Raw genomic sequence first — 26,407 nt, forward strand, 5'->3', positions numbered from 1 at the left:
AAAGCCGGTGTCTGACAATCCGTCGGAACTGCTCGACATCCGGGGCCTGACGATCACCCTGCCGGAGGGGGCGGACCGCGACCATGCTGTCTGCAGCCTCGACCTTTCGATCCGGCCGGGCGAATGCGTGTGTCTCGTCGGCGAAAGCGGCTCGGGCAAGTCGATCACCGCACAGGCCTTGCTGGACATGTTGCCGCGCGGCCTCAAAAAGGCCGCCGGCGAGATCATCTTCGAGGGCGCGCCGCTGCCGGCCGGAGACCCCGCAGCCATGCGCAGGCTGAGGGGAGACCGGATCGGCCTGATCTTTCAGGAACCGGCGGCCACGCTCGACCCGGTGATGACGGTCGGAAGGCAGATCGAGGAGATGCTTCTGGTTCACGGCATGCGTTCGGCGCGTGCGCGCCGGGCCCGCGCTCTCGACATGATCACGGCCGTCAGGCTGGCCGATCCCGAACGGATCCACAAATCCTACCCGCATCAGCTTTCCGGCGGTCAGGCCCAGCGGATCGCGATTGCCATGGCGCTGGCGCTCAAGCCGGCACTGCTGATTGCAGACGAGCCGACGACCGCACTCGACGTCACCACACAGGCTGAAATCCTGGGCCTTATTCGCGACCTGCAGGAAGAATTCCAGGCCGGACTGCTGTTCATTACCCACGATCTTTCGGTCGTGGCCGATATCGCCGACCGCGTGATGGTCATGCGTGAGGGCGAGATCGTCGAAACCGGCAGCCGCGACGCGATTTTCGAGGCGCCGCGCCATCCCTATACCATCCGCCTGCTCGAAAGCCTGCCGAAGCCGGGCGCCCAAACCGGCGCGGAACATGAGACGTCGGTGGTGCTGGAAGCGCGCGATATCGCCATCACCTATCATCAGCGTGACGGTCTTTTCGCAGACCGCGCCATCGAGGCGGTGCGTGGTGTTTCGCTTTCTCTGAAGCGCGGTGAGACCCATGGGCTGGTCGGCCAGAGCGGATCGGGCAAATCGTCGCTGGTGCGCGGTATTCTGCAGCTCGAGCCGCTGACCGGCGGAACCGTGATCCTCGACGGCACGGATATAGGCCAGTTCGTGACCGGCATGCCGCGCGCCATGCGCAAGCGCATCCAGCTTGTGCAGCAGGACCCGTTCAGCGCCCTCAACCCGCGTCAGAAGGCCGGGTGGAGCGTTGCCGAAGGCGCCCTCATCCACGGTGCAACACGGCGGCAGGCCGCAGATCGCGCACGTCAGATGCTCTCGCTCGTCGGACTGCCGGAACAGGCCTTCGATCGCTTCCCGCATGAATTTTCCGGCGGCCAGCGACAGCGGCTCTGCATTGCCCGCGCGTTGGTGGTCGAGCCGGAAATTCTGGTTGCCGACGAAGCGATCTCGGCGCTCGATGTTTCGATCCAGGCCCAGATCCTAGCGCTGTTCGCCACGCTTCAGGAAAAGCTCGGCTTCGCCATGCTGTTCGTGACCCACGACCTGCGCGTCGCCGCTTCGATCTGCGACGAGGTGACGGTGATGTATCGCGGCGAGGCGGTCGAGCAGGGGCCGGCTTCAAAAGTGCTGGTCACGCCGGCCCATGATTATACCCGAACGCTGCTCAATGCGGTTCCCGACAGGGCAGGGCGGGCGACCTCGTCGCTTTCGCGGGCCGGCGGGATCGCAGCCACGGGAGGCGACAGCATATGAGCCGGATCATCCTGTTTCGCATTCTCCGCTCGCTGGCCACATTGCTGATCGCGGTGACCATCGTGTTCTTCTTCATTCGCCTTTCGGGCGACCCGGCCCAGGCGCTGGCGCCACCGGACGCGCCGCCCGAGGTGGTGGAGGCCTACCGTGTCAAGCTGGGGCTCGACAAGCCGCTGCCGGTTCAATACGTCAACTACGTTCTCGGCCTGTTTCAGGGCGATTTCGGCTATTCGATCCACACCGGCAAATCATCGCTGACGCTGTTTCTCGAACGGCTCCCGGCGACACTGATGCTTGGCGGAACGGCACTGGCAATCGCGGTCGTTTTCGGCATCCTGATCGGCGCTGTCGCGGCGCTTAACCGCAACAGCTTTATCGACCGGCTGGTGATGGGCTTTTCCGTCTTTGCCTTCGCCATGCCGAACTTTTTCTTCGGTCTTGTCGTCATCCTGACGGGCGCGCTGGTCTTCGGCGTCTTCTTCGGCGCGGCGGCAAACGGCCAGATTTCGCTCTTTCTGCTGCTGCCGCCGGCGGCAACGCTGGGGCTGGCCTCGATGGGTGCCTTCGCGCGCTTCACGCGGTCATCGCTGCTGGAAACGATCAACCAGCCCTTCATGATGGCGCTTGAGGCGCGCGGCGTGCCGGTGGCGCGGCGTCTGTGGCGACATGCGGCGCCCAATGCGGCCATCCCGATCGTCACCATGCTGGGCCTCAGTCTCGGCAGTCTCGTGGCCGGCGCGGTGGTGACGGAACAGGTCTTCGCGTGGCCGGGCGTCGGGCAGTTGCTGGTGCGCTCGGTCGCCACCCGCGATATTGCCGTGGTGCAGTTTCTGGTGCTGGCCGTTACCTTCTCGATGACCTTTGCCAACCTTGCGGTCGATATTCTCTACGCGTTTCTCGACCCGCGCATCCGGAGGGCCGCGTCATGAGGTTCTCGTTTTTCCGCGACATGCCGCTCGCCGTGCGCATCTCCATCGGCTTCGTCATCCTGTTCGTGCTGTTCGCCCTGTTTGGCGGCTTTCTGACGCCCTATGATTTCCGTCAGACGTCGCTGCTTGACCGGTACGAACCTCCCGTCTTTCTCGGCGGATCGTGGGATCATGTGCTGGGCACGGACGGGCGCGGCCGTGATCTTCTGACCCGCCTTGCCATGGGCGCGAAGGTCACGCTGCTGGTCGCGGTCTTCGGTACGCTGATCGGCGCCGTGTTCGGCTCGCTGCTCGGGCTGATTGCCGGCGGCAGGCGCGGCAAGACCGATACGCTGATCATGATGGCCGTCGATGTGCAGGCCTCGGTGCCGATCATCATTGTTGCGCTGTTCGTGCTGGCGCTGTTCAAGAGCAGCCTGCTGCTGATCGTGATCATGGTCGGCTTCAGCGGCTGGGAAAACTATGCCCGTCTGGTGCGCGCCTCCACGCTTTCGGTGCGCGAACGCGGCTATGTCACGGCCGAGCGGGTTCTCGGCGCATCGGCTGCCCGGATTTACCTGCGCTATATCCTGCCCAATATCTTCAACGTCATCCTGGTGCAGTTCACCATCAACCTGCCGCTGACGGTTCTTCTTGAAACCGCGCTGAGCTTTCTTGGTCTTGGCGTGCAGCCGCCGATGACGAGCCTCGGCCAGATCATGAGCGACGGGCGCGACCGGCTGATGACCTCGTGGTGGCTCACCATGTTCCCCGGCGCCATCATCTTTTTCCTCGCCCTGTCGGTGTCCATCGTCGGCGACTGGCTGCGCGACCAGCTTGATCCGACGCTTCGCAATGCGGGCCGGCAGGGAACCTGACCTGTCGCTCTTTCCCTCTTCAACAACAAGATAGACCGTATGAAAGACCAAACCATGCTGATTGAAGCTCTTGCCTCGGGCCGGGGCCTGCCCGCCATCGAACCGCAATTGTGGGACAATACACGCCTGAGCGGTGTCTATCGTTCGCAGCATCCGCAGAGCTACTGGAGCAACGGCATGTTCCCGGCCGGTTTCCGCCTGACGCTGACCATGCGGTTTGATGAGAATTTTCTGGCCTATGAAGGTCTGAACGACACCAATCCCGAAAAGCTCTATATCAACAAATTCGATGCGACGCTGGATGACAAACCCGCACCGATTGCAGGCAACGCCCGCTACAACGAGGTGCGTATCCGCCAGTTGAGTGCCCGCGAATTCCAGGTGCTGGAGCAACTCGACGGCGATGTGATCATCGGCCAGTACTGGTGCTTCTCCGAGGACGCCTCGACCCTGATGCGCTGGGGTGTCGGCAAGGCTCCCGATGGCACATCGAAGGCGTTCTTCGAGACATTCGGCCGCGTAGAAGAATAACCTTGCAGCCTCGTGACGATGCGCTCCGGCCGCACCAGTTCAGCTTCTCCTGCCGGGGGAGGCCGTGGCCGGCATGGACGTCGAAGTCGAGCGCTAAAGAGCTTTTGGCGGGGCCGCCGTCGACTGTCTGACGACCAGTTCTGTCGGCAGGGTGATCCGGTTGCTCGGGGCATCCAGGCCACCGATGCGGGCCAGCAGGGTGTTCGTGGCCGAGCGACCGATCTGGCGCAGCGGCTGACGGATCGTGGTCAGCGGCGGATGCATCTGCTGACAGATGGCGATGTCATCAAAACCGACCAGTGACATGTCCTCCGGGATTCTAAGACCCTTTTCGCGCAAGGCCTGGCTGGCGCCAAGCGCACTGATGTCGTTGGCGGCAAAAATCGCGGTCGGGCGATCCTTGAGGGCCAAAAGCTGTTTGGCGGCGTCAAATCCGCTTTTCTGCAGGAAATCACCGGTGACAATCAGTTCGGGATCCCTGTCCAGACCGAACTGGGCAACGGAATCCCTGTATCCCGCCAGCCGCTCACGCGCTGAACGCAGCCGGTTGTCGCCGGTGATAAAACCGATACGCCGATGTCCGAGATCGGCCAGATGGCGAACGGCCAGCCTAGCCCCCTGATAGCTGTCGCCATCCACCGCCGGAAACGGCGGATCATCATACAGCGTGTCGATCGTCACCACCGGCAGGGTTTCGCTGGCAATCTGCTCCAGATAGCTCGCCTCGTAAGGCAGGATCGCAACAATGCCGCCGGCGATCTGTTGAAGCAGGCTGGCAACGCTGCTCGGTGCCGTGCTGTCGCGGTCGGGCAGCGAATAGACCAGCGCCTCGTAGCCGGCGCTTTTGGCCGCACCACTGATGCCCAGCACGATATCGCTGGTAAAGGGGGCATGCAGCTCGGCCATGACGCCGATGATGCGCGAACGGCCATTGGCCAGTTTCTGGGCGAACGGATTGACGGAGTAGCCCATCTCATCGGCAATGCGCAGGATATCCTCTCGCGTTTCCGCCGACACGCCGGGCTGGTTGTTCAGCGCGCGTGACGCCGTCATCCGGGAGACGCCGGCAACTTTCGCAATTTCGGCCAGTGTGGCCGCCCGTTTCTTCACCGCCACAGCGTTTCTCCCCGGCGCATTCTCATCGGCATCGCACCTCGGCCCTTCGGCAAAGACATCAACCGGCCAACATTAAATTCGTTCTTTAAAGGTCCATGCGCCATAAGTCGCAAAGCGAAGCTCTGGCTAGCACAAATTTGTCACAATAGCGACAAAGGCGCTTGTTCCGTTGCTGTTTGCGATTGTCCGGCTGGCTCTCTGTTGGCTCGAATTGTCCTCGTTTTTTCCAAAGGGAAAGGCGATTGACACAATGTATCGTTACCGGTAACGTAACTCGTATCAACGGATTTGTCACTGTTTTGCTTGGGAGGATACAATGCAATTCAAATCGTCCGGCGTTTTTGCACGCCTTTTAGGGTCCGCAGCCGTTGCGGCGCTCGTTCCGCTTGCCGCGCAGGCGCAGGATACAACAACGATCACATCATGGGATTTGCGCTCGGACACGGCGACAGCCGGCATTGTTCGTGATGCGATGGATCGTTTCGAGGAAGCCAATCCCGGCTATGTGGTCGAGGATTCGCACTTTGCCAATGACGCCTACAAGACCAAGCTGAAGATCGCTTTCGGCGCCAATGAGCCGCCTTGCGTGTTCGCCTCCTGGGGCGGCGGTCCGCTGAAGGAATATGTCGATTCCGGGCAGGTCGCCGATCTGACGCCCTATCTCGATGCCAATCCGGAGTTCAAGGATCGCTTCGTGCCGGCCAGCTTCGGCCCGGTCACCTTCGATGGCAAGATCTACGGCTTGCCGGCGGAAAACACCGCCGTTGCCGTGGTCTTCTACAATACCGAAATCTTTGACGAGCTCGACCTGACGCCGCCCGAAACCTGGGACGAGCTGATGAACGTCATCAATGTGCTCAATGAAAACAACATCGCCCCGTTTGCGCTGGCCAACAAGAACAAGTGGCCGGGCTCGATGTATTTCGTCCTGCTGGCAGACCGCATCGGCGGGCCGGAGGTCTTCCGCAAGGCCGCTGCCCGCGAAGAAGGCGGCTCGTTCGAGGATCCGGTCTTCATCGAAGCCGGTGAACGCCTTCAGGAACTCGTTGAAGCCGACGCCTTTGCCCGCGGCTATAACGGTCTCGACTACGATGTCGGCGGTTCCCGCCGCCTGCTTTATGCCGACCGTGCCGCCATGGAGCTGATGGGCAGCTGGGAAATGGCTTCGATCCGCAATGAAAACCCGGCCTTTGCCGAAAAGGTCGATTTCTTCACCTTCCCGTCGGTTCCCAATGGCAAGGGCGATCCGTCCAACGTTATCGGCACGCTCGGCGACAACTATGTCAGCGTCTCTGCCGCCTGCCCTGAAAAGGACAAGGCCTTCGAGCTTCTGACCTACCTCACCAATGACGATGCCGCTGCCGCCCGTCTTGCCGACCAGCGGGTCATGCCGCTCAAGGACATCACCACGGACGATCCTTTCCTGAACAAGGTTCTCGGTGTTGTCGGCGATGCGGGCAGCGTTCAGCTCTGGTACGATCAGGAACTGCCGCCGGCCCTCGGTGAAGTCCACAAGGACACGGTCCAGCAGCTCTTCGGCATGTCGATCACGCCGGAAGAAGCCGCCGCCGAAATGGAACAGGCTGCCCAGGCCGAGGCCCGGCAATAAGGCCTGCGCCTTTCCTTAGCCCAAACCTCCGAGGCGTTTGTGTAACACGCGCCCCGCATCGGCCGCCGTCCCTCCCGGCGGCGGCCGAAATGCTGCGTGTGCCGTTTTTCCCGGACTTCCGGAAAACGCGCGAGAGAAAGGAAACACCATGTCCACGGCGATAACGCGGACGGCTGCCGACCGGCAAAGGCAGCGCAAGAAATGGGTCATGGCCCAGAAGGCGGCGCCCTTCGTCTTCATGGCGCCGGCGGTCATCTTTCTGGCCGTCTATCTGCTCTATCCCCTGATCTCCAGCTTCCGGCTTTCCTTTGTAAACTGGAACGGTCTCGGCGATACCGCCGAATTCGTGGGCCTGGATAACTGGGTCCGGCTGATGCATGACAGCGTGTTCTGGCATTCCGCCTTGAACAACATCCTTCTGGCGCTGTTCTCGATCATCATCCAGCTGCCGATCGCGCTGGTTCTCGCCGTCGTTCTCGATGAGGCAAGCAAGGGTTCGCGGATCCTCAAGATCCTCTATTTCATCCCGCTTTTGATGTCCTCGGTGGCGCTGGGCGTGCTGTTCAAGAACATCTACGACCCGAATTTCGGCCCGATCAATTCCATTCTCGATGCCATGGGGCTTTACGGCTGGGCGCATGACTGGCTCGGCGATCCGCGCTATGCGCTGGGCTCGGTCATCGCGGTCGTGCTGTGGCAGAACATTCCTTTCTACATGGTGCTGTTCCTTGCCGGTCTCGCCTCATTCCCGCGCGAGATCACCGAGGCCGCAAGGCTCGACGGCGCCACCCAGACGACCATTTTCTGGCGGCTGAAACTGCCGCATCTGCAGGGCACGTTCCGCACCGCCGTGCTGCTCGCGACCATCGGTTCGATGCGCTATTTCGACCTGATCTACGTCATGACCGAAGGCGGGCCGGAAAATGCCTCGCAGGTGATGGCAAGCTACATGTACAAGCAGGTCTTCGCCTCCTTCGAACTCGGTTACGGCACCACGGTCGCCGCCGCCATGTTCATCATCATCACCGTGATTGCGGCAGTTGCCTTCCGCCTGTCCAAGCGGTTCGAGACGGAGGTCTGATCCGATGAAAAAGAAACAAGGCTTCAAGGTCTCGCGCGTTGCCATTCCGGTGCTCGGCACGTTCTGGCTGGCGGTCACCACGCTGCCCTTCATCTTCGTGGCGTTCATGAGCCTGAAGACCCAGCAGGAAACCTTCGTCAACCCGGTCTGGGCGCTGCCGGAAAGCTTCAACCTTTCCAATTATATCGAGGTGCTTGAGGGCTCCTTCCTGATCTATCTCAGGAACAGCCTGTTCGTGATCTCGACCTCGGTGATCATCATCGTGCTGTTTTCATCGATGGCGGCCTATGCGCTGGCGCGGCTGAAATTCAGGTTCTCCGACAGCCTGTTCGCGCTGATTGTCGCCGGCATGATCGTGCCGCTGCATGTCACCCTCGTACCGGTCTATCTGATGACCCGCTCGATGGGGCTTTACGATACGCCGGCCGGCCTGATCGGGCCTTATGTAGCGATCAGCCTGCCGATCTCGGTGTTCATCCTGACGGAATTCATGCGGCAGGTGCCGAAGGAACTGGAGGAAGCCGCCATGCTCGATGGCTGCGGCCCGTTCAAGATCTACTGGAAGATTTTCCTGCCGCTTGCCGGCCCCGGCATTTCCACGGTCGCCATCTATAACGGCATCATGCTGTGGAACGAATTCGTGTTCGCCTATGTGCTGACGTCTTCTGCCGACAGGCGCACGCTGCCGCTGGCAGTCTGGGATTTCCAGGGCCAGTACGCATCGAATGTCCCCGCCATCATGGCCGTCGTCACGCTTTCTGCCCTGCCTTTGATCATCGTCTACGCCATCGGTCAGGAAAAGATCGTCAACGGCATGATGGCCGGCTCTCTCAAGGGCTGACGGAACCGGAGTAACAACAATGACACAGATCCTTCTCGAAAACGTCGAAAAGCGCTTCGGCAAGCTCACCGTCCTGCATGACATCAATCTGGACATCGAAAACGGCAAATTCTGCGTTTTCCTCGGGCCTTCGGGCTGCGGCAAGTCCACGCTTCTGCGCATGATCGCCGGCATCGAGGAAATCACCGAAGGCGACATCAGGATTGGCGGCGAGGTCATGAACGATGTGCCGCCGGCCGAGCGCCGCGTGGCCATGGTGTTTCAGAACTACGCGCTCTATCCGCATATGAGCGTTTATGAAAACATGGCCTTCGGCCTGAAACAGGCCAAGACCCCGAAAGCGGACATCGAACGCCGCGTCAACGAGGCCGCGCGCATGCTGCAGATAGAGCCTTTGCTCGACCGCCGGCCAAAGCAGCTTTCCGGCGGTCAGCGCCAGCGTGTCGCGATCGGCCGCGCCATCGTCCGCCAGCCCGCCGTCTTCCTGTTCGACGAGCCGTTGTCGAACCTCGATGCGGCGCTGCGTGTTCACATGCGTTCCGAAATCGCCAATCTGCACCGCGATTATCCCGAAGCCAGCATGATCTATGTGACCCACGACCAGACGGAAGCCATGGCGCTGGCCGACAAGATCGTGCTGCTGCGTGCCGGGCCGGATGTGACGAAGAAGGGCAGTATCGCCCAGGTCGGCGCGCCGCTGGAGCTTTATCACCGCCCGGCGAACCTTTTTGCCGCAGGCTTCCTCGGCTCGCCGTCAATGAACTTTCTCAAGGTGACGCTTGAGAGTGGCGATGCCGACGGCGCCACGGTGAAACTCGAAACCGGTGAGACATTGCAGGTGCCGGTGTCGACCGAGGGCCTTTCGAACGGCGCCGAACTGACGCTCGGCGTGCGCCCTGAACACATGCATCCGGTTGAAGACGATACGACCGAGCAGGTGATCCGCCGAAAGGTGCGCGCTGTGGAAAATTTCGGCGAATACAGCCACCTCTATCTCAACGAAAGCACGGAAAAGCCGATGATCGCCAAGGTCGCTGAGGATGTGCTGAAGGTGCCGGAAAAGCCGATGGCCTTCTTCGTCAAGCCTGCGGCCTGCCATCTGTTTGATGCCGAAGGCGAGGCGCTGGACTATCTGCCAAGCGTGCCCGGCCCGCACGAGCTCTCCGAATCCGACGCGGTTTGAACACGAAATACGGAAATAACAAAATGACCAACGAACAGAAAAATCCCGTCTACAAGGACGCATCACAGCCGATCGAAGCCCGTGTTTCAGACCTTCTCGGCCGTATGACCATCGAGGAAAAGATCGGCCAGCTGCATGCCGTCTGGCTGTTTCTGGCTGAGGATGGCAATCACCAGACGCGCTCCGACCAGTTCACCGGCGAGACCAACCCGGAGACGTTGAAGGCCATGTTGTCCTCCGGTCTCGGCCAGGTCACCCGGCCGCTCGGCACCCGCAGTATCGACCCGGCCGAAGGCGTGCGCGCGCTGAACGCGCTGCAGAAATTCATGGTCGAAGAAACCCGGCTCGGCATTCCCGTCATGTCGCATGAGGAGTGCCTGTCCGGGCTGATGATCAAGGGCGCCACCCTGTTTCCGTCCTCGCTCTCCTTCGGCGCGACTTTCAACCCGGCGCTGATCGAAAAGGTCGGCGCGGCGATTGGCCAGGAAGCGCGCGCCATCGGTTGCCATCAAGGGCTTGCGCCGGTGCTCGACGTGGCGCGGGACGCCCGCTGGGGCCGGACGGAAGAAAGCATCGGCGAGGACCCCTATCTTGCCGGGGTGATCGCTTCGGCCTATGTCAAAGGCCTGCAGGGCGAAGATCGCGGCGTGCTGGCCACGCTGAAGCATTATGCCGGCCATTCCGCCAGCGAAGGCGGCCGCAACCATGCCCCCGTCCATATGGGCTGGCGCGAATTGAACGACACCTTCATGCTGCCGTTTGAAATGGCGGTGAAGCTTGCCAATGCCGGCTCGGTCATGCCCGCCTATCACGATATTGACGGTGAGCCGGTTCACGCCTCGCACAACCTGATGACCCGGGTACTGCGCGATGACTGGGGTTTCGATGGCCTGATCGTCGCCGACTATGTCGGCGTCAGCCTGCTTTACCAGCACCATGGCATTGCCGAAACACGGGCGGAAGCCGCAGCGCTTTCCTTCAATGCTGGTCTCGACATCGAGCTTCCCGGCGATGACTGCGCCAAGGATATGAAGGAAGCGCTCGACCGCGGGCTGATCACGGAAGCGAAGATCGACGAGATCGTCGGTCGTGTGCTGAAGGAAAAATTCCGCCTCGGCCTGTTCGAAAAGCCCTATGCGGATGATGGCGGCATCGTGCTCCAGCGTCAGGAATTTGCCGACATCGCCCGGCAGACGGCAGAAGAATCCATCACCATCCTCGACAATAACGGCATTCTGCCGCTCGCATCGGGCAAGAAAGTCGCCGTCATTGGCCCGACCGCCGATGACCCGCTGGCCCTTCTCGGTGACTACGCTTTCCCGGTCCACCTGATCCACAACGAGGCGCAGGAAGAGGTCGAAAGCGTCATCACCCCGCTTGCCGGACTGAAGGCGAAGCTTGGCGCGGATAACGTCGTCTACGCCCGCGGCTGCAACATCCTCGACGAACGCAAGGCCGGCGCGCCGGTGTTTCCCGGCGATGTCGATGACAGCACGTCGCTGGAACAGGCTTCCTCGCTTTCATCCCGTCTCGACATGATCCCGGAAGCTGTGGAGGCGGCAAAGAATGCCGATGTCGCCATCGTCTGCGTCGGTGATCTTTCCGGCATCTTTCAGACCGGCACGGTCGGCGAAGGTTCGGACGCCGACACGCTGGAACTCCCCGGCGTGCAGCAGAAGCTTCTGGATGCCGTGATCGAAACCGGCAAACCGGTCATCGTCGTCATCTCCTCCGGCCGACCCTATAATCTCGGCGGTGCGGAAGACAGGATTGCCGCCCAGGTGATGACCTTCTTCTCCGGTCAGGAAGGCGGAACGGCGCTGGCCGACGTGCTGACCGGCACAGTCGAACCGTCCGGCCGCCTGACGCTTTCAATCCCGCACAATGTCGGCGCCGCACCTTATTTCTATAACCACAGCTTCAAGAGTTCCGGCACGCCGATTGCCCGCCATTTCGGCAGCCGCTACCCCTTCGGCCACGGCCTTTCCTATACCACGTTCGACTATGCAGACGTTGCACTGGAAGAAGACGCTGTCGATATAGCGGCGGGCACCGTCAAGCTGTCGTTCACGGTGAAAAACACCGGTAACCGCGACGGCATCGCCGTGCCGCAGCTTTACGTCCGTGACGAGATCGCCACACTGGTGCGCCCGGTCAAGGAGCTGAAAGCCTTCGGCAAGATAGCGCTGAAGCCCGGCGAAAGCACCCGCGTGACCTTCGAGGTGCCCACCGACATGCTGAACTTCACCGGCTATGAGGGCCGCCGCATCGTTGAGCCCGGCTTCTTCACGCTGATGGTCGGCGCATCGAGCGGGGATATCAGGCTGAAAACGCGGGTCGAAGTTACCGGTGAACGCCGGAAACTTCCGGCCGACTGGCGGATGCTGAGCGGCTTTTCTGCCGAAAAGGCTTAACCGGCCATCGATGCCCTTGATGGCGATCTGTCAGCCTGGCTCTTCATGCCTGAAAGCAGGGAGAGCAGGCTTTCAGATCGCCTCCGGCATCACGTCGCGCCAGCTGAAGCGCATCGTTTGCATGCGTTCTGATCATGTATTCTAAGAAAAATATCATTTTTCATCGGGCATCATGCATGTTTGGCTGCGCTCATGGTATCCATAATGACGAATACGCGGCAGGCGCGTCTTACCGGTATCGGCGCCATCACCGGCGCCGTGCTTCTGCTTTCGCTTTCCGATGCGCTGGTCAAGCTTTTCAGTGACGATGTCTCGCTGGGGCAGGTTCTTGTCCTGCGTTCGGCCGTTGCGGCCATTCTTCTTGCGATAATCTTCCGGCTGACCGCAAGGAACGGGCGCGCGCTTCTGACGGCAAATCCGTGGGTCTGGGCGCGCAGCCTCAGCCTGGCGCTGATGTGGGCGAGCTACTATGCAGCCCTGCCGTTTATATCCTTTTCGCTGGCGGCGGCCTGCTATTACACATCGCCGATGTGGATGGCGGTTCTGTCGGCCATCCTGCTCAGGACGCACATTGGAAAGCGCGGGGTTGTGGCGATTGCTTTGGGGCTTGCCGGCGTTCTGGTGATCCTCAGACCGGGCCCGTCGGAAGTGTCACCGGTCATGGTCCTGCCGCTGCTGGCAGCGTTTTTTTACGCGCTGGCCGCCGTCATCACCTATGGCCGCTGCCGTGATGTCCCGCCATTGTCTATGGCGTTGAATCTCAACCTTGTCCTTGCGGCGGCCGGTGCGGCCTATGTGATGGTTCTGCTGTTTTTCGGCGCAGGCAGCGATGCAGGCTTTCTGCTTTCCGCCTGGCCAAGGCTTGGGGCATCGGGATGGCAGATACTGATGGGGCTCGGTGTTCTTCTTGCCGTTATCACCGCGGCAGTCGCACTGGCCTATCAACTGGCGCCGGCGCCGGTCATTGGTCTGTTCGATAACGGATATCTTGTGTTTGCGCTGGTGTGGAGCATTCTGCTCTTTGGCGACCGGCCGGGTTTTGTCGACCTGAGCGGTATCGCGCTGATCGGCGGCGGAGCGTTTCTGGCGTCGCTCACCCCGGTAGAGACGGAAACAAGGACGGAGAGGAGCTAGAATGTCGGTGGAAAGCTGGGTTGCCTATCTGATCGCCTGCGTGGTGCTGACTGTCATTCCCGGCCCGAGCGTCATGCTCGTGATCGGGCAATCGCTGACAAGGGGCAGGGCGGCCGCCATGATGGGCGTCCTCGGCACTGTCGTCGGCTCCATTGCGCTTCTCGGCCTGTCATTTGCCGGTGTCGGTGCCGTTCTTGCGGCGTCGGCCCTGCTGTTTCAACTCGTCAAATGGGCCGGTGTCTTCTATCTGGCATGGCTGGGCATTGAGCAGATCAGGGCGGCGCGCGGCGAGGAAGCGGCTGTCGATCTGGTCCCGGAGCAGGACACCGCAGCCGTCTGGAGCTGTTTTCGCGCGGGCGCGCTCACCGCCGTTTTGAACCCCAAATCCATTGTCTTCTACATGGCGTTTCTCGCGCAGTTCATCGCGCCGGACGGCAACCTTGCGCTTCAGCTTGCCTTGTTGACCCTGACCTCTAGCCTTGTCGTGGTGGTGGTCCTGGGGTGTTACGCGCTTGTCGCGGCCCGGATGCGCACGCTTCTTGGCAGCCGCGCTGCGCGGAGGCGGGCAGGCTATGCCGGTGGCGGTTTCATGATCGGCGGCAGTGCCTTCATGGCGGTAACGCGATAGGCGGCAAACGCGCAATCAGAAGAAGGGCAGTGGTCCGGGAAAACGGCCAACCGGCACCCAGTGCGTTGCAAGACCGCCGCCTTTGCGCCAGTGGTGCAAAAGAAAGGCCGGCGGCTCGACGAAGGAGGCCGGCGATGCATCCTCCTCCAGCTTGAGTGCGATGGCTGTCGTGGTGCTCGGCGCCGTCATCAGCTGGCGGCCGCCGAACCCGATCTGCATGAAGCGGTGAATGTGACCGCACAACACGCGCTCCACATTGTCATGCCGGCCGACCAGTGCCGCCAGTCGGTCGCCGCCGAAACATTTGTAGGTATCGATGAAGCCGATGCCGCTGTCGACGGGCGGCTGGTGCATCAAGAGCATTGTCGGCTGATCCGGGCGTTCGGTCAGTCTCTGCTCCAGCCATGCGAGTGACGCCTCGGTGATCTCGCCATAGTGTTGCCCGGGGACCGTCACATCGAAGCCGATCACCCTGACGGGCCATTGCGCGTGCGTGTCGAAATGCAGCGGTCCTTCATCGGGAAGCCGAACAAGGTCACGAAGACAACGGCGGAAGGTTTCGCGATCGTCATGGTTTCCGGGGATCACGAAGACAGGCTGGTCAAGGCGTTGCAGGGCGGTTCGCACCGTCTCGTATTCGGCTTCCGTGCCGCCATCGACAAGATCGCCACCGATGACCACCAGATCGGGCGTCGGGCGCAGCGCCAGAAGTGTATCGAGCGCGAGATCGAACATGGCGTTCGAATCGACCAGTCCCTGATAAAGCGCGCCTTTGGCGCGAAGGTGGGGATCGGAGAGGTGGGCGATCAGCATGGTTTTATCCTCAAGGTTTTCCGGCGGGCGCCGTACGGGCAGTCGCAGAGTGGCGCGCGGCGACAGGCAGATCAAGAGCCGGAGTGGTCGGCGCGCGCCTCGAATGCCCGGATAACGGCGATCATGTCGTCCTCCGGGTTCCCCAAGGCTTCCGTTTCCGCGTAGAGCGCCACACACGCCTCCATCAGCGGAAAGGCGGTGCCTGCCGAACGCGCCGCGTCAGCCACCAGCCGGCTGTTTTTCAGCACATCGGAAATTCCGGCCTGACGAGTGAAATTGCGGTGGCGGAGCTTGTCGATCTTGACCTTCGAGACGTCGCTCGCCATCGGTCCGGCATTCAGGATTTCGGCAAACTTGTCCATGTCGAGCCCGTGCCGCGCCGCGAAGTGCCCGGATTCCGCAAGCCCCGTGACCATGGTGATCAGGAAGGCGTTGACCGCGAGCTTCATCTGCAGCGCCGCAGGGACCGCGCCGCACTCGAAAACCTGCTTGCAGACCGGCGCGAGAAGGCTGTGCAGACGTTTCATATCCTCCGGCGCGCCCGCGAGCATGCCGACAAGCTGTCCGGCTTCGGCCGGTTTGCGCGAACCGGAGACCGGCGCTTCCACATAATGGCCGCCGGCGGCTGTGATTTCATCAGAGAGTGTTCGGGAATACGCCGCCGAGACGGTGCCCATCGAAACGATGCAATGACCGCCGACCCGTTCGGCGAAGCGGTCCGTTCCACGCCCGAGGACGGCATCTGTGGCGCGTTCGTTTTCGAGCATCAGAAGCACGGTTTCGCACCGGGAAAACAGGTCGCCTGCCGTTGGCGCAACGGCGGCGCCGGCCTTTTCCAGAGGCATGCAGCGTTCCGGCGTCCGGTTCCACACGATAACCGGCATACCGGCCTGAACGAGGTTCAGTGCCATGGGCGTTCCCATCGTGCCGAGGCCGATGAAACCTGTCGGTCTGCTTTGCGGTGCGGGCGCGTTCTGATCGGGCATGCGCGCAAGCCTAAGGCCGATTATCCATTCCGAAAAACGAAATTTATAAAAGTCATAAATTCGAAAATCAGGTATATACCGTTTTTCGCAGCAGGCGTTGACAAGCTCGCGCATCCGGCGCAATTTTGGCGCGCTCACCCGGGGGGTCCCGACAAGGGGCTGAGATACTGCTGGCTTATGCGGCGCAGTGACCCGATGAACCTGATCCAGTTCACACTGGCGTAGGGATGGTGCATCGGCTGCGCGGGATAAGGCCCGCTGTTCCTTTCAGGCGCAATATGCGCGGCCTCCTCCATTCAACGTCGAACTGGGTCTCCAACGCCAAGAGCTATGGAGGCTCCGACCGATGAAAGATATTTCTCCGACCGTCACCACAGGCCCGCTGCCGGCATCCCGCCGCGTCTGGCACAAGGGCATGCTGCATCCCGATATCCGCATCCCGATGCGCGAGATCGACGTGCACCCAAGCGCCGGCGAGCCGCCCGTCACGGTCTATGACAGCTCCGGCCCCTATACCGATCCGCAGGCCGATATCGCCATCGAAAGCGGCCTGCCGCGCCTGCGCGAGGGCTGGGTTGCCGCGCGCGGCGACACGCACGCCTATGACGGACGCCATGTGAAGCCGGAGGATAATGGCTTTGCCGAAGGCAAGCGGCTGGTGCCGGAATTTCCCGTGCGCCATCAGCCGCGCCGGGCCAGGGATGGCAAGGCGGTGACCCAGATGGCCTATGCCCGCGCCGGCATCGTCACGCCTGAAATGGAGTTTGTGGCCATCCGCGAAAATCTCGGGCGAAAGGCGGCGAAACAGGCCTTGATGCGCGATGGCGAGAGTTTTGGCGCGGAAATCCCCGATTTCATCACGCCCGAATTCGTCCGCGACGAGGTGGCGAAGGGCAGGGCGATCATCCCGGCCAATATCAACCACCCCGAGGCCGAGCCGATGGCGATCGGCCGGAATTTTCTGGTGAAGATCAACGCCAATATCGGTAATTCCGCCGTGACTTCATCCATGGCCGAGGAAGTGGAAAAGATGGTCTGGGCCACGCGCTGGGGCGCCGATACGGTGATGGACCTGTCCACCGGCCGCAATATCCACAATATCCGCGACTGGATCATCCGCAATGCGCCGGTTCCGATCGGCACGGTGCCGCTCTATCAGGCGCTGGAAAAGGTTGGCGGCATTGCCGAAGAGTTAAGCTGGGAGGTGTTTCGCGACACGTTGATCGAGCAGGCCGAGCAGGGCGTGGACTATTTCACCATCCATGCAGGCGTACGGCTGCATATGATCCCGATGACGGTGGGCCGGGTGACCGGCATCGTCTCGCGCGGCGGCTCGATCATGGCCAAATGGTGCCTTCATCATCATCGCGAGAGCTTCCTCTACGAGCATTTCGACGAGATCTGCGATATCGCCCGCGCCTATGACGTGTCGTTCTCGCTCGGCGATGGCCTGCGCCCCGGCTCGATTGCCGATGCCAATGACGAGGCGCAATTCGCCGAACTGGAAACGCTGGGCGAACTGACGCAGATCGCCTGGGCGAAAGACTGCCAGGTGATGATCGAGGGCCCCGGCCACGTGCCGATGCACAAGATCAAGGCGAACATGGACAAGCAGCTTGCGGCCTGCGGCGAGGCGCCATTTTATACGCTCGGGCCGCTGACCACGGATATCGCGCCGGGTTACGACCACATCACCTCCGGCATCGGCGCGGCGATGATCGGCTGGTTCGGCACGGCGATGCTCTGCTATGTGACGCCGAAGGAACATCTCGGCCTGCCCGACCGCGATGACGTCAAGACCGGGGTGATCACCTACAAGATTGCCGCCCATGCCGCCGATCTTGCCAAGGGGCATCCGGCCGCGCGCATCCGTGACGATGCACTGTCGCGCGCGCGCTTCGAGTTCCGCTGGGAGGACCAGTTCAACCTGTCGCTCGATCCTGAAACCGCACGCTCGATGCACGACGAGACCCTGCCGAAGGAGGCGCACAAGGTTGCGCATTTCTGTTCAATGTGCGGGCCGAAATTCTGCTCGATGCGTATTTCGCACGATATTCGCGCCGAAGCCCAGAAAGAGGGCATGGCGAAGATGGCGGAAAAATTCCGCGAGGGCGGGGCGCTTTACCTTCCGCTGGAAAGCGAAGAGGAGGCTTGAGCCATCTCGAAGCAGTTGCCGGGGAATGACTTATGCAGGTTCGGTGTGCGGTTCGGTCTCAGCCGTTGGCGTCACCTTGCTCAGCGTTTCCCGGCGCAGCACCTCGGCCAGCCGGTCGGCAATGCCTGAAATGTTCGGCGCACGCAGGAGGCGCAGTTCGATTGATGGCAGCTGCGGCAGGCCAAAATCGTGCCCCACGCTGATGATATCCGCGGGCCTGCCGTGATCCGTGCGCACCGCGATGCCCAGACCCGACCGCAGCGCCGACCAGACGGCCGGGAGGCTTGGCGTCGTCAGTGCGGCGCGCCAGCGCGTCCGGCTGTCATCCAGAGCCGCGAGAGCTGCCTGCCGGAACAGGCAGGGATGGTTGAACAGCACGAGCGGAACAGGATCGCGCGGCAGCGTCGCCATCACATCCTCCGTTGCCAGCCAGCGCATCGGCAGCCGGCACAGCGTTTCGCCCTCGGCCGGGCTGCCGGCGCGGAAGAAGGCGATGGCGGCATCCAGACGGCCCGCGCGCACTTCCTCGGCCAGGCTGTGGTTTTCGCCCGCCCGGATATCGACATGCACATTGTCGCAATTCTGCCTGAAGGTCCGGAGCGTTGCGGGCATCAAATCGTCGAAGAAATCCTGCGGCAGGCCCAGCCGGACAGAGGCCGTCGTGGCGGCAGCGCCGACCGATAACGCCGCTTCGTCGTTCAGCGCGATGATCCGGCGGGCATAGGCGATAAAGGCCTCACCCGCCTCGGTCGGCACAAGACCGCGGCCGTTGCGCCTGAAAAGCACGGTCCCTGTCTGCTGCTCCAGCTTCTTCAGATGCATGCTGACAGCCGACTGGGAGCGGCCAAGCTGCACCGCCGCACGCGCAAAACTGCCAAGGTCGGTTCCCACCACGATGGTTCTGAGCGCGTCCATATCAAAAGTCGTCAACATTTCCGAATTTCGCAATCGAGTTATGTGATCTATTCGATATTGAAAAGTTTATGCAGGAAATGCCTCGGGATCAAGACGGTGCTTTGCCGGGCGTCTATGGACCTTTCGTGCGGCCGCGATTATCTATGATCCATGCCGAACACCAAATCAGAACCTGTCGCCACACGGATCAGTCGCGAACTGGCCGGTCGCATTATCTCCGGCGAGATTGCGGCGGGGACCCGTTTGCGCCAGGACCAGATTGCCGAAACCTTCAAGGCCAGCCATGTTCCGGTGCGCGAGGCCTTCCGTCGGCTGGAAGCACAGGGGCTGGTCGAAAGCGAGCCGCGCCGTGGGGTGCGTGTTGCCGCTTTCAGCCTCGATGATCTGCGCGAAGTGGCGCAAATGCGTTCCGTGCTCGAGGTGCTGGCTTTGCGCAATGCCGCGCCGCATCTGACCACCTCCATTCTGGATGAGGCCGAAGAGGCGACCCGGGCAGGGGATCACGCACGCGATGTTCAGGTGTGGGAAGAGGCGAACCGCCGGTTTCACAGATTGATCCTGACGCCATGCAGCATGCCGCGTCTGCTGCGAACGATCGACGATCTTCATGCGGCCAGCGCACGCTTCCTGTTCTCCGGCTGGCGTGCGGAATGGGAGACGCCGACCGATCGCGACCATCGCGCGATCCTCTCGGCGCTGCGTGCGGGCCATATCGACACGGCCGCGGCTCTGCTTGCACGGCACGTGACCTGGATTGGGCAAAACCCGATCTGAAGCGCTGCGGTCCAGACCGCATCATCAATCCCAGTCAAGACAGATTCGCGATTGCATCCGCATCGCGCAGACCCTTTCTGCGCGGCGTTCTTGCAATGATGACGAAAGTCAGAAACAATATTAGAGATAATGAGTCGAAATTATCTATAATTTGTTGAAGGAGACTTTCATGCCCATGTCGACCGCCGGTGCCACCGGAAAACAATCCGTCATGATCGACCTGCAGAACCGTCCGCTTGCCTGGAAAATCGGGGCTGTGTTTGTCGGTACGCTGTTTCTCGCGCTGTCCTCCTATATCGAGGTTCCGATGGTGCCCGTTCCGGTGACATTGCAGACCTTCGCGGTTGCCCTCGTCGGTGCGCTTTACGGCTGGCGGCTCGGTGGCGTCACGATCACTGCGTGGCTTGTTGAAGGGGCCTTGGGGCTGCCGGTTCTGGCCGGCGGGGCTGCCGGCATCCATCACTTCCTCGGCCCGACGGGCGGATATCTGTTTGCCTTCCCGATTGCGGGCATGGTCATGGGCTTTCTGGCCGAGCGCGGATGGAACGGGCAGCGGGTGGTGCTCGCCTTTGCGGGCATGCTTGCCAGCAATATCCTGTGCCTGGTGCTCGGGGCCGCATGGCTGGCCGCGCTTGTCGGCGCCGAACAGGCGATCGTGCTGGGCGTGGTTCCGTTTCTTCTCGGTGCTGTCCTGAAATCCGCACTCGGGGCTGCTGTTTTGAAACTGGTTTCGGGCCGGACGGCGCGCCTTCCCGAATGACGGTAAGGCTGCGTCCGCATCATCTGTTGTGTATCCTCACCTTTGTCGGCAAGGGCTACACGCCCGCGTTCACGGCCAATATGGCGGTGATCGTGGGGCGTCTTGCCGAAGGCGAGGAAATCGAGATCATCGAGGGGCCGGATGCGATCTGCGCGCCGCTTCTCGGTGAGCCGGCACCCCACTGCCATCGCGAAAGTGTCGTTGAGCGCGACCTTGCCGCGGCGGCGGATGTCGGTGGTCTGCTGGCGTTGACCATCAAGCCCGGAACACGGTTCGTGCTGGATGAAGCGCGCATTCGCCGGCTCCGTCACGCCTTTGCCAAGGGAGACACACGGTCGGCCTGTGCCGGATGCGACTGGCGTGAACTGTGCGGCGCGGTGGCTGCATCGGGATATGCCGGCTCAGCCTTTTCCTGAGCCACCGGCCTGCACCGCACCGGCTTTGTCAGGTTGCGACCACCTGGGGCAGTCCCTGCCGAACGGGTCTGGCGCAGCAGGTGGAAATCAGGTGTCTTGCCTCCCTGTTGTGACTTCACCTTGTGAGGCAAGACATTGCCATGCGTCCAATTGCGAAATTGCGCGCGCGCCACGGGCGGCTGTCAATCTTCAATGGCGATGTCGAAGGCGGCCGCTGTCGTCGTTTCGGGGTCGGGTCCGGTACGCAAGCCCTTGTCGAGCGCATTGATCGCGGCCATGTCATCGGCTGGGAGCTCAAAATCGAAGACATTTCGGTTTTCGACGATGCGCTTCGGATTGAAGGACTTCGGAACGACCGAAACGCCGTTCTGGATATGCCAGCGCAGGATGATCTGGGCCGCCGTCCGGCCGTGCTTTTGTGCCAGTCCGGCTATGACCGGATCCGCTATCGGGTCGCTGCCCTGATCGGCGGACCGGCGAAAACCGCCGCCGATCGGCGACCATGCCTGGGTGACGATGCCCAACTTCCGGTGCGCCGCCCGCAAATCCTTCTGCTGGAAGCTTGGATTGAGTTCGACCTGATTGACTGCCGGAACGATCTCGGTCTGCGCCATCAGGTTTTCCAGATGTGCCGCGCTGAAATTCGATACCCCGATCGCCCGAACCCTGCCTTCGGCAAGGAGCTTTTCCAGAACCTTGTAGGCGGCGATCGTTGCTTCGAAGTCCAACGGTACAGGCCAGTGCAGCAGGTAAAGATCGATGTAATCGAGCCCGAGCCTGCCCAGACTGGCTTCGTAAGCGTGCAGGGTCTTTTCTTCTCCGTAATCGCTCATCCAGACCTTGGTGGTGACGAAAAGGTCGGCGCGCGCAACACCACTCCGGGCCAATCCTTCACCGACCTCGCGTTCATTGAGGTAGGAAGCTGCCGTGTCGATCAGGCGGTAGCCATCGGCAATCGCCGCTTCGACCGCTGCCGCCGTCGACGCGCGGTTGGCGCGGTCGAGCACGCCGAGGCCGAGACATGGCATGGTGATGCCGTTGTTCAGGGTGAGGTTGGAAATCCTGTTCATTCGTCGTCTACTTTCCCGGTCGCGGCGTCAATTTCCGTAAACGCCTGCACGGGACCCGTAACCGACATAATCGAAGCGTTTTTCATGTTGGTTCTAGGTCTTGTCGGATTGTACGTATATAGTGACTTTCAGACAGATGGTATCGGATTGACGACGCATGACAGACAGGCCGCCCACAGAAGGCGAACCGCCGGCTCCAGTCTCGTTTCGAACGGTGTTCTTTCCGGCAGGGACTGTTTTTCCGCCAAGAATACGCCGCTGGGGCAAGCTGAATTACGCGCTGTCGGGCGTTTGTGAGTACACGATTGACGGGACGCGATACCTGTCTCCGCCGCAATACGGGATTTGGATACCGCCGGGCGCCGCGCACGAAGCCCGCAATAGCCAGGCCATGCATTATGTCTCGGTCTATGTCGCTTCCGATCTCTGCCGGGACTTGCCGGAGAAGCCGGGCACCCTCGACCTCAGTCCGCTCCTCAAGGCGATCCTCGCCGATTTCGCCGCGCGCGGTGTCACCGCACCGAAAACCGCAGAGGATATGCGCCTTGCGTCAGTGCTGGTGGATCAGATCAGGCTGGCGCGCCGGTTCGACAGCTACCTGCCTTTTACCGATGACGCGCTGCTCGGCCCAATCCTGAGGGCGTTGCAGACCGATCCGGGAAACCCGTTGTCGCTGGCGGAATGGGCGCGCCGCTGCGGCACGACGGAGCGGACCCTTTCCAGGCGCTGCCAGAGCGAACTCGGAATTTCCTTTCATGAATGGCGCCAGCGCGCCAGATTGATTGCCGCCCTGACCCTGCTTGACGATGACGAGCCGGTGCACCTGATTGCCTCCCGGTTGGGCTACAGCACGCCTTCCGCATTCATCTCGATGTTCAGGCGGATGACCGGCACCACTCCGACGCAAATTTCCCGGTAGGTCTTTGCAGTAATGCAAACCCGGCGTTTGTTCTTCACAGATATGGAAGGGGTATCCAAAGTGAATGTTGTTCAGAACTATTCGACGGCGTGCAGCCTTTGCCGTGAAAATCAGCGTGTGCTGCGTCGTGCCGCAAGCCAGGCATTGGCGTCTTCGATTTCCATGGGCTTGCCGAACAGATAACCCTGGCCAAGCTGGACCCCGAGCTGGCGGAGCGTTTCGCACTCGGCTGTCGTTTCCACGCCTTCGGCAATCGTGGTGGCGCCGGTCTGGTTGGCAAAATGGACCATGCCGAGCACCAGTGCCTGTTTGGCCGGATTGGTGTCGATATCGCGGATCAGCTCGATGTCGAGTTTCAGAATGTGCGGTTTCATCCGCAAAAGCGCGACAAGGCCCGAAAAGCCGGCCCCGACATCGTCCACGGCGGTTCTCACGCCAAGCGCCTTCAGCCGGTCAAGCTCAAGGCTCAGCCGGTCATGATCCTCGACCACATCATGTTCGGTAACTTCGACAACGACCCGTGCGGGATCGGATGTCTGGATGATATCGGCCAGAATGCCGGTTGCAATCGTCTCCGGCGCGGCGTTGACGCCAACCGTCATGTCGGGCGGGAGCTGATCGAGAAGCGCCAGGGCCTTTGAGATCGACAGCGATTCCAGATCCACCTGACGTCCGATGGCGCGGGCCTCCTCATACCACAGGTTTGGCGGCCGATATGGCTCTCCGGAAAAGCGCGACAGCGCCTCGAACTTGATCGGCTCCCCGTTCTGTAGCGAAACGATCGGCTGGAGCACCATGTGCAGACTGTCGCCGGTGATCGCGCTGTCAATGCGGGCCGCGGCGGCAGCCGCCTCGCTGCGTTGCCGCAAGCCGGCAGTGATCTGCTTTTTGGCAAGACCGGCGAAGGTTTCCATGACCTTGACGTCGCATTCGCCAAGCGCGGGATTGGGCGTTGTGCGCAGGCAGCAGAACATGCCGAAGACCGTTCCGTCATCCCTGTAGACGGGAACGCTCAGATGGCTGCCGATTGGTATGTTTGTTGTAATCGGCATGGAGACGGCCAGAGGATGCGCGCTTGTGTCTGCCATCACGCGCGGCAGTCTGCCATCCAGAATATGCTGGCAGTAGACCTCCTGCAGGCTGAGAACGGCGCCGGGAAAGGCGATTGCTTCGAACCCCGGCGCACTGACGGCGAGGAACACGGAATTGCCGTTGACGATTTCCGACAGATAGGCGACCTGCATATCGAAATGCGTGCGCACGGTCTCGAGGATGAGGTCGAGCATATCCCAGTGCTCACTCGGGTCATCAATGTCGCGCTTCAGGGGCAGGCGGCTCATCCTGGCTGACCTTCGTACATGTGCCGGCGGTTACTGCTTGATGGAAAGCAGCATGTCCGGCCCTCCTCCTTGATGAACCGTCTGGACAAGCACCGCTTTTGCCGGGCGGTGAATGTGTTCCGGTTCTGTTACGGATTGATTATAGGGGACCGGAAGCGGGCGTCCAGCACCATTCCTGGTAAAACGGTGACCGCACGGATAGCGTCGATCCACTATCGGCGGCAGAAAGCCGCAATCGGATAAACAGAACTGTTTCCATTTCAGTCTGAAACGCTCTAGAAGGGCTCGGACGACAGGGTAGCAGACAGTTTCGCGCAAAAGCCGGAATTGCGGCAATGCTCTGTGCGTGATGACGGCGTATGACGGATGAACTGATGACGATCTTGCTGGCTGCAGCTTCTGTTCTTGCGCGGGGCAACGGCCCGGTGCTGGCGATCGGCCGGTGGACGGGCGCCGTGCTGATGGGGCTGATGGTTGTTGTCATCCTGATTCAGGTGTTTTTCCGTTATGTGCTCAATGATGCGCTGGCCTGGACGGAAGAACTGGCGCGCTTCCTGATGTTGTGGATGGTCAGCCTTATGGCGCCGACAGCCTTCCGGCATGGCGGCTTCGTCAGCATCGACACGATCAAGCGTTTTCTCCCGAAAAAGCCGGCCGCCATGCTCAATCTGGCACTGCTTGTTATCTCCTGCGTGGTGTTGTGGTGGGCGGTCAATATCGGTTGGAGCGAGGTGACCGGTATCGGCGGGCGGTTCACCATGCCGTCGCTGATGATCCCGACGGCATTTGATTTCTCATCATGGATGAAGGTTCCGCGTGCCTGGATGATGGCCTCGCTGGCAACCGGCGCCACCATGATGCTTTCTGTCAATATCGAGCTGCTGCTGCGGCTTGTGGCCGAGCTTCTGGGCGCCGGGGACCGGTTGAAGCCGCTGCCGGTGGTCTCCGGGCTGGAGAGGGAGTGATGCTGAGCCTGTTCCTGCCTCTGTTTCTGGTCTTCCTGTTTTGCGGCCTGCCGATCCTGTTTGCACTGATCGCGTCTCCGGCGCTGCTCTTGTGGTTCAACGGGCAGGAGCGCGACATCGTCCTGCTTTACCGCAATGTCTATAACGGCATGGACTCGTTTCCGCTGATGGCGGTGCCGTTCTTCCTGCTGGCCGGCGAGTTGATGAACCGGGCCGGCATTACAGAGCGGCTGGTGGAGTTCTCGCAAGCCGTCATCGGCCATTTCCGCGCCGGGCTTGCCCATGTGAATATTCTGTCCTCCATGCTGTTTGCCGGGCTTTCCGGTTCTGCCGTGGCCGATGTCTCCGCACTCGGGGCGATGATGATCCCGGCCATGGAAAAACAGGGATATTCCCGCAAATTCGCCGCCGCCATCACCGCCGCGTCGTCGATCATCGGACCGATCATCCCGCCATCGGGCATCATGATCATCTATGCCTATGTGATGGGGGAAAGCGTTGCCGCGCTGTTTCTGGCGGGCATTGTGCCGGGTGTTCTGATCGGCGTTTCGCTGATGGTGCTGGTGCGCGTGATGGCGGACCGCGAGGGGCTTCCGGCGGCCACCGAAAAGGCAGGCTGGAAGACGCGCGGCAATGCCAGCCTGAAAGCCTTCTGGCCGCTGCTCACCCCGATCATCATCATGGGCGGTATTCTCGGCGGCGTGTTCACGCCGACAGAGGCTTCGGCGATTGCCGTTGCCTATGCCTTCTTCATCGGCTTCTTCGTTCTGCGCACGCTTCATGCGCGCGACGTGCCGGGAATTTTGATGCGCGCCGGGCTGACATCCTCGGTCGTACTGCTTCTGGTGGGCGCGGCCATGGCCTTCAAGACGGTGGCCTCGCTCTCGCACACGCCGGAGCTTCTGGCTTCCTTCATGCTGGGACTGACGGAAAATCCGCTGATCCTGCTGTTTCTGATCAACATCCTGCTGTTTGTCGTCGGCATGTTTCTCGATGCGGGGCCGGCGATCATCATTCTGGGCCCGATCCTGGGACCGATCTTTCTCAAGATGGGCGTCGACCCGGTGCATTTCGCCATCATCATGGCGGTCAATCTCACGGTCGGCCTGTTGACGCCGCCCATGGGACTGGTGCTGTTTGTCACCTCCTCGGTCTCGCGCCTCAGCGTCGAAACCGTGGCGCGGGCGGTATTGCCGTTTCTCGCCGTCGAGGCGGCGATTATTTTCCTGATCACCTATGTTCCCGCGATCAGCCTCACCTTGCCGCGGCTGTTCGGATTTCTGGAGTAAACATGCAATA

24 protein-coding genes and 1 riboswitch are annotated in these 26,407 nt (G+C 61.4%); of the genes, 18 read left to right on the forward strand and 6 right to left on the reverse strand.

Going from position 1 to position 26,407, the window contains the following annotated elements; translation table 11 throughout:
• Positions 1-7: 7 nt before the first annotated feature.
• The 4 genes from ACHZCU_RS13305 to ACHZCU_RS13320 are packed head-to-tail and all read left to right on the forward strand — an operon-like array spanning position 8 to position 3,989.
• The gene (locus tag ACHZCU_RS13305; RefSeq protein WP_319519153.1) at positions 8-1,672 is read left to right on the forward strand and encodes an ABC transporter ATP-binding protein; all 1,665 of its coding nucleotides are present in this window, start codon (positions 8-10) and stop codon (positions 1,670-1,672) included.
• Entirely contained in the window at positions 1,669-2,601 is a 933-nt protein-coding gene (locus ACHZCU_RS13310) for an ABC transporter permease (RefSeq protein WP_319519154.1), read from the forward strand. The genes ACHZCU_RS13305 and ACHZCU_RS13310 overlap by 4 nt, the downstream gene beginning before the upstream one ends.
• Positions 2,598-3,458 carry an ABC transporter permease gene (locus tag ACHZCU_RS13315; RefSeq protein ID WP_319519155.1) on the forward strand — a complete coding sequence of 287 codons (861 nt, stop codon included), beginning with the start codon at positions 2,598-2,600 and terminating at the stop codon, positions 3,456-3,458. The genes ACHZCU_RS13310 and ACHZCU_RS13315 overlap by 4 nt, the downstream gene beginning before the upstream one ends.
• A 39-nt stretch (positions 3,459-3,497) precedes the next feature.
• A complete protein-coding gene (locus ACHZCU_RS13320; protein ID WP_319519156.1) occupies positions 3,498-3,989 on the forward strand; it encodes a hypothetical protein in 492 nt (163 codons plus the stop codon).
• A gap of 93 nt (positions 3,990-4,082) precedes the next feature.
• Here the strand turns inward: ACHZCU_RS13320 and ACHZCU_RS13325 are convergent, their stop codons facing one another.
• The gene (locus ACHZCU_RS13325) at positions 4,083-5,105 is read right to left on the reverse strand and encodes a LacI family DNA-binding transcriptional regulator (RefSeq protein WP_319519157.1); all 1,023 of its coding nucleotides are present in this window, start codon (positions 5,103-5,105) and stop codon (positions 4,083-4,085) included.
• Positions 5,106-5,421: 316 nt separating this feature from the next.
• On the opposite strand from ACHZCU_RS13325, the gene ACHZCU_RS13330 reads away from it, so the two are divergent.
• The 7 genes from ACHZCU_RS13330 to ACHZCU_RS13360 all read left to right on the forward strand — a co-directional run bounded on the left by ACHZCU_RS13330 (position 5,422) and on the right by ACHZCU_RS13360 (position 13,995).
• Positions 5,422-6,714 carry an extracellular solute-binding protein gene (locus ACHZCU_RS13330; protein WP_319519158.1) on the forward strand — a complete coding sequence of 431 codons (1,293 nt, stop codon included), beginning with the start codon at positions 5,422-5,424 and terminating at the stop codon, positions 6,712-6,714.
• 148 nt (positions 6,715-6,862) lie between these two features.
• Positions 6,863-7,795 carry a sugar ABC transporter permease gene (locus ACHZCU_RS13335; protein WP_319519159.1) on the forward strand — a complete coding sequence of 311 codons (933 nt, stop codon included), beginning with the start codon at positions 6,863-6,865 and terminating at the stop codon, positions 7,793-7,795.
• A 4-nt stretch (positions 7,796-7,799) separates the two neighbouring features.
• Positions 7,800-8,636, forward strand: coding sequence for a carbohydrate ABC transporter permease (locus ACHZCU_RS13340; RefSeq protein WP_106303707.1), 837 nt, complete (start codon positions 7,800-7,802; stop codon positions 8,634-8,636).
• A 19-nt stretch (positions 8,637-8,655) separates the two neighbouring features.
• A complete protein-coding gene (locus ACHZCU_RS13345) occupies positions 8,656-9,819 on the forward strand; it encodes a sn-glycerol-3-phosphate ABC transporter ATP-binding protein UgpC (RefSeq protein ID WP_319519160.1) in 1,164 nt (387 codons plus the stop codon).
• Between the two features lie 23 nt (positions 9,820-9,842).
• Entirely contained in the window at positions 9,843-12,233 is a 2,391-nt protein-coding gene (locus ACHZCU_RS13350; RefSeq protein WP_319519161.1) for a glycoside hydrolase family 3 N-terminal domain-containing protein, read from the forward strand.
• Positions 12,234-12,437: 204 nt separating this feature from the next.
• On the forward strand, positions 12,438-13,367 hold the full coding sequence (locus ACHZCU_RS13355) for a DMT family transporter (RefSeq protein WP_319519162.1): 930 nt from the start codon (positions 12,438-12,440) through the stop codon (positions 13,365-13,367).
• 1 nt (position 13,368) lies between these two features.
• Positions 13,369-13,995: a LysE family translocator gene (locus tag ACHZCU_RS13360; protein ID WP_319519163.1), complete on the forward strand. Its 627-nt coding sequence runs from the start codon at positions 13,369-13,371 to the stop codon at positions 13,993-13,995.
• 15 nt (positions 13,996-14,010) lie between these two features.
• On the opposite strand, the gene ACHZCU_RS13365 is transcribed toward ACHZCU_RS13360, so the two are convergent.
• Together ACHZCU_RS13365 and ACHZCU_RS13370 are read right to left on the reverse strand one after the other, a co-directional pair.
• Complete coding sequence (locus ACHZCU_RS13365) at positions 14,011-14,808, reverse strand: phosphodiesterase (protein ID WP_319519164.1); 798 nt, start codon at positions 14,806-14,808, stop codon at positions 14,011-14,013.
• Between the two features lie 71 nt (positions 14,809-14,879).
• Positions 14,880-15,794, reverse strand: a complete 915-nt coding sequence (locus ACHZCU_RS13370; RefSeq protein ID WP_319519165.1) for an NAD(P)-dependent oxidoreductase — start codon at positions 15,792-15,794, stop codon at positions 14,880-14,882.
• A 129-nt stretch (positions 15,795-15,923) separates the two neighbouring features.
• Positions 15,924-16,040: riboswitch (TPP riboswitch) on the forward strand.
• A gap of 100 nt (positions 16,041-16,140) precedes the next feature.
• On the opposite strand from ACHZCU_RS13370, the gene thiC reads away from it, so the two are divergent.
• Positions 16,141-17,949 carry a phosphomethylpyrimidine synthase ThiC gene (gene thiC / locus ACHZCU_RS13375; RefSeq protein WP_319519166.1) on the forward strand — a complete coding sequence of 603 codons (1,809 nt, stop codon included), beginning with the start codon at positions 16,141-16,143 and terminating at the stop codon, positions 17,947-17,949.
• Between the two features lie 30 nt (positions 17,950-17,979).
• Here thiC and ACHZCU_RS13380 read toward each other — a convergent pair whose 3' ends face one another.
• Positions 17,980-18,882, reverse strand: a complete 903-nt coding sequence (locus tag ACHZCU_RS13380) for a LysR substrate-binding domain-containing protein (protein ID WP_319519167.1) — start codon at positions 18,880-18,882, stop codon at positions 17,980-17,982.
• A 132-nt stretch (positions 18,883-19,014) separates the two neighbouring features.
• On the opposite strand from ACHZCU_RS13380, the gene ACHZCU_RS13385 reads away from it, so the two are divergent.
• The 3 genes from ACHZCU_RS13385 to ACHZCU_RS13395 all read left to right on the forward strand — a co-directional run bounded on the left by ACHZCU_RS13385 (position 19,015) and on the right by ACHZCU_RS13395 (position 20,814).
• A complete protein-coding gene (locus ACHZCU_RS13385; RefSeq protein ID WP_319519168.1) occupies positions 19,015-19,638 on the forward strand; it encodes a GntR family transcriptional regulator in 624 nt (207 codons plus the stop codon).
• Positions 19,639-19,807: 169 nt separating this feature from the next.
• On the forward strand, positions 19,808-20,398 hold the full coding sequence (locus tag ACHZCU_RS13390; protein ID WP_319519169.1) for a biotin transporter BioY: 591 nt from the start codon (positions 19,808-19,810) through the stop codon (positions 20,396-20,398).
• Positions 20,395-20,814 carry a DUF1284 domain-containing protein gene (locus tag ACHZCU_RS13395; protein WP_319519170.1) on the forward strand — a complete coding sequence of 140 codons (420 nt, stop codon included), beginning with the start codon at positions 20,395-20,397 and terminating at the stop codon, positions 20,812-20,814. Before ACHZCU_RS13390 ends, ACHZCU_RS13395 begins: the two co-directional genes overlap by 4 nt.
• A gap of 182 nt (positions 20,815-20,996) precedes the next feature.
• Here the strand turns inward: ACHZCU_RS13395 and ACHZCU_RS13400 are convergent, their stop codons facing one another.
• Entirely contained in the window at positions 20,997-21,884 is an 888-nt protein-coding gene (locus ACHZCU_RS13400) for an aldo/keto reductase (protein WP_319519171.1), read from the reverse strand.
• 157 nt (positions 21,885-22,041) lie between these two features.
• Between ACHZCU_RS13400 and ACHZCU_RS13405 the strand changes: the two genes are divergently transcribed.
• Positions 22,042-22,803, forward strand: coding sequence for a helix-turn-helix transcriptional regulator (locus tag ACHZCU_RS13405; RefSeq protein ID WP_319519172.1), 762 nt, complete (start codon positions 22,042-22,044; stop codon positions 22,801-22,803).
• Positions 22,804-22,913: 110 nt separating this feature from the next.
• Here ACHZCU_RS13405 and ACHZCU_RS13410 read toward each other — a convergent pair whose 3' ends face one another.
• A complete protein-coding gene (locus ACHZCU_RS13410) occupies positions 22,914-24,143 on the reverse strand; it encodes an EAL domain-containing protein (protein ID WP_319519173.1) in 1,230 nt (409 codons plus the stop codon).
• Positions 24,144-24,517: 374 nt separating this feature from the next.
• Here ACHZCU_RS13410 and ACHZCU_RS13415 point away from each other — a divergent pair, with 374 nt between their 5' ends.
• Both ACHZCU_RS13415 and ACHZCU_RS13420 read left to right on the forward strand, forming a co-directional pair.
• Positions 24,518-25,108 carry a TRAP transporter small permease subunit gene (locus tag ACHZCU_RS13415; RefSeq protein ID WP_319519174.1) on the forward strand — a complete coding sequence of 197 codons (591 nt, stop codon included), beginning with the start codon at positions 24,518-24,520 and terminating at the stop codon, positions 25,106-25,108.
• Positions 25,108-26,397 (forward strand): TRAP transporter large permease, encoded by a 1,290-nt coding sequence (locus ACHZCU_RS13420; protein WP_319519175.1) that lies wholly within the window; start codon positions 25,108-25,110, stop codon positions 26,395-26,397. The genes ACHZCU_RS13415 and ACHZCU_RS13420 overlap by 1 nt, the downstream gene beginning before the upstream one ends.
• The last annotated feature ends 10 nt before the right edge of the window (positions 26,398-26,407 follow it).

The sequence above is a fragment of the uncultured Martelella sp. genome (assembly GCF_963677965.2).
Classification (GTDB): domain Bacteria; phylum Pseudomonadota; class Alphaproteobacteria; order Rhizobiales; family Rhizobiaceae; genus Martelella; species Martelella mangrovi.

Excerpts from the sequence above, each read along its gene's own strand:
- ACHZCU_RS13310 (WP_319519154.1), top strand. The coding sequence starts at position 1,669 with ATGAGCCGGATCATCCTGTTTCGCATTCTCCGCTCGCTGGCCACATTG.
- ACHZCU_RS13315 (WP_319519155.1), top strand. The coding sequence starts at position 2,598 with ATGAGGTTCTCGTTTTTCCGCGACATGCCGCTCGCCGTGCGCATCTCC.
- ACHZCU_RS13320 (WP_319519156.1), top strand. The coding sequence starts at position 3,498 with ATGAAAGACCAAACCATGCTGATTGAAGCTCTTGCCTCGGGCCGGGGC.
- ACHZCU_RS13330 (WP_319519158.1), top strand. The coding sequence starts at position 5,422 with ATGCAATTCAAATCGTCCGGCGTTTTTGCACGCCTTTTAGGGTCCGCA.
- ACHZCU_RS13335 (WP_319519159.1), top strand. The coding sequence starts at position 6,863 with ATGTCCACGGCGATAACGCGGACGGCTGCCGACCGGCAAAGGCAGCGC.
- ACHZCU_RS13340 (WP_106303707.1), top strand. The coding sequence starts at position 7,800 with ATGAAAAAGAAACAAGGCTTCAAGGTCTCGCGCGTTGCCATTCCGGTG.
- ACHZCU_RS13345 (WP_319519160.1), top strand. The coding sequence starts at position 8,656 with ATGACACAGATCCTTCTCGAAAACGTCGAAAAGCGCTTCGGCAAGCTC.
- ACHZCU_RS13350 (WP_319519161.1), top strand. The coding sequence starts at position 9,843 with ATGACCAACGAACAGAAAAATCCCGTCTACAAGGACGCATCACAGCCG.
- ACHZCU_RS13355 (WP_319519162.1), top strand. The coding sequence starts at position 12,438 with ATGACGAATACGCGGCAGGCGCGTCTTACCGGTATCGGCGCCATCACC.
- ACHZCU_RS13360 (WP_319519163.1), top strand. The coding sequence starts at position 13,369 with ATGTCGGTGGAAAGCTGGGTTGCCTATCTGATCGCCTGCGTGGTGCTG.
- ACHZCU_RS13365 (WP_319519164.1), bottom strand. The coding sequence starts at position 14,808 with ATGCTGATCGCCCACCTCTCCGATCCCCACCTTCGCGCCAAAGGCGCG.
- ACHZCU_RS13370 (WP_319519165.1), bottom strand. The coding sequence starts at position 15,794 with ATGCCCGATCAGAACGCGCCCGCACCGCAAAGCAGACCGACAGGTTTC.
- thiC (WP_319519166.1), top strand. The coding sequence starts at position 16,141 with ATGAAAGATATTTCTCCGACCGTCACCACAGGCCCGCTGCCGGCATCC.
- ACHZCU_RS13380 (WP_319519167.1), bottom strand. The coding sequence starts at position 18,882 with ATGTTGACGACTTTTGATATGGACGCGCTCAGAACCATCGTGGTGGGA.
- ACHZCU_RS13385 (WP_319519168.1), top strand. The coding sequence starts at position 19,015 with ATGCCGAACACCAAATCAGAACCTGTCGCCACACGGATCAGTCGCGAA.
- ACHZCU_RS13390 (WP_319519169.1), top strand. The coding sequence starts at position 19,808 with ATGCCCATGTCGACCGCCGGTGCCACCGGAAAACAATCCGTCATGATC.
- ACHZCU_RS13395 (WP_319519170.1), top strand. The coding sequence starts at position 20,395 with ATGACGGTAAGGCTGCGTCCGCATCATCTGTTGTGTATCCTCACCTTT.
- ACHZCU_RS13400 (WP_319519171.1), bottom strand. The coding sequence starts at position 21,884 with ATGAACAGGATTTCCAACCTCACCCTGAACAACGGCATCACCATGCCA.
- ACHZCU_RS13405 (WP_319519172.1), top strand. The coding sequence starts at position 22,042 with ATGACAGACAGGCCGCCCACAGAAGGCGAACCGCCGGCTCCAGTCTCG.
- ACHZCU_RS13410 (WP_319519173.1), bottom strand. The coding sequence starts at position 24,143 with ATGAGCCGCCTGCCCCTGAAGCGCGACATTGATGACCCGAGTGAGCAC.
- ACHZCU_RS13415 (WP_319519174.1), top strand. The coding sequence starts at position 24,518 with ATGACGATCTTGCTGGCTGCAGCTTCTGTTCTTGCGCGGGGCAACGGC.
- ACHZCU_RS13420 (WP_319519175.1), top strand. The coding sequence starts at position 25,108 with ATGCTGAGCCTGTTCCTGCCTCTGTTTCTGGTCTTCCTGTTTTGCGGC.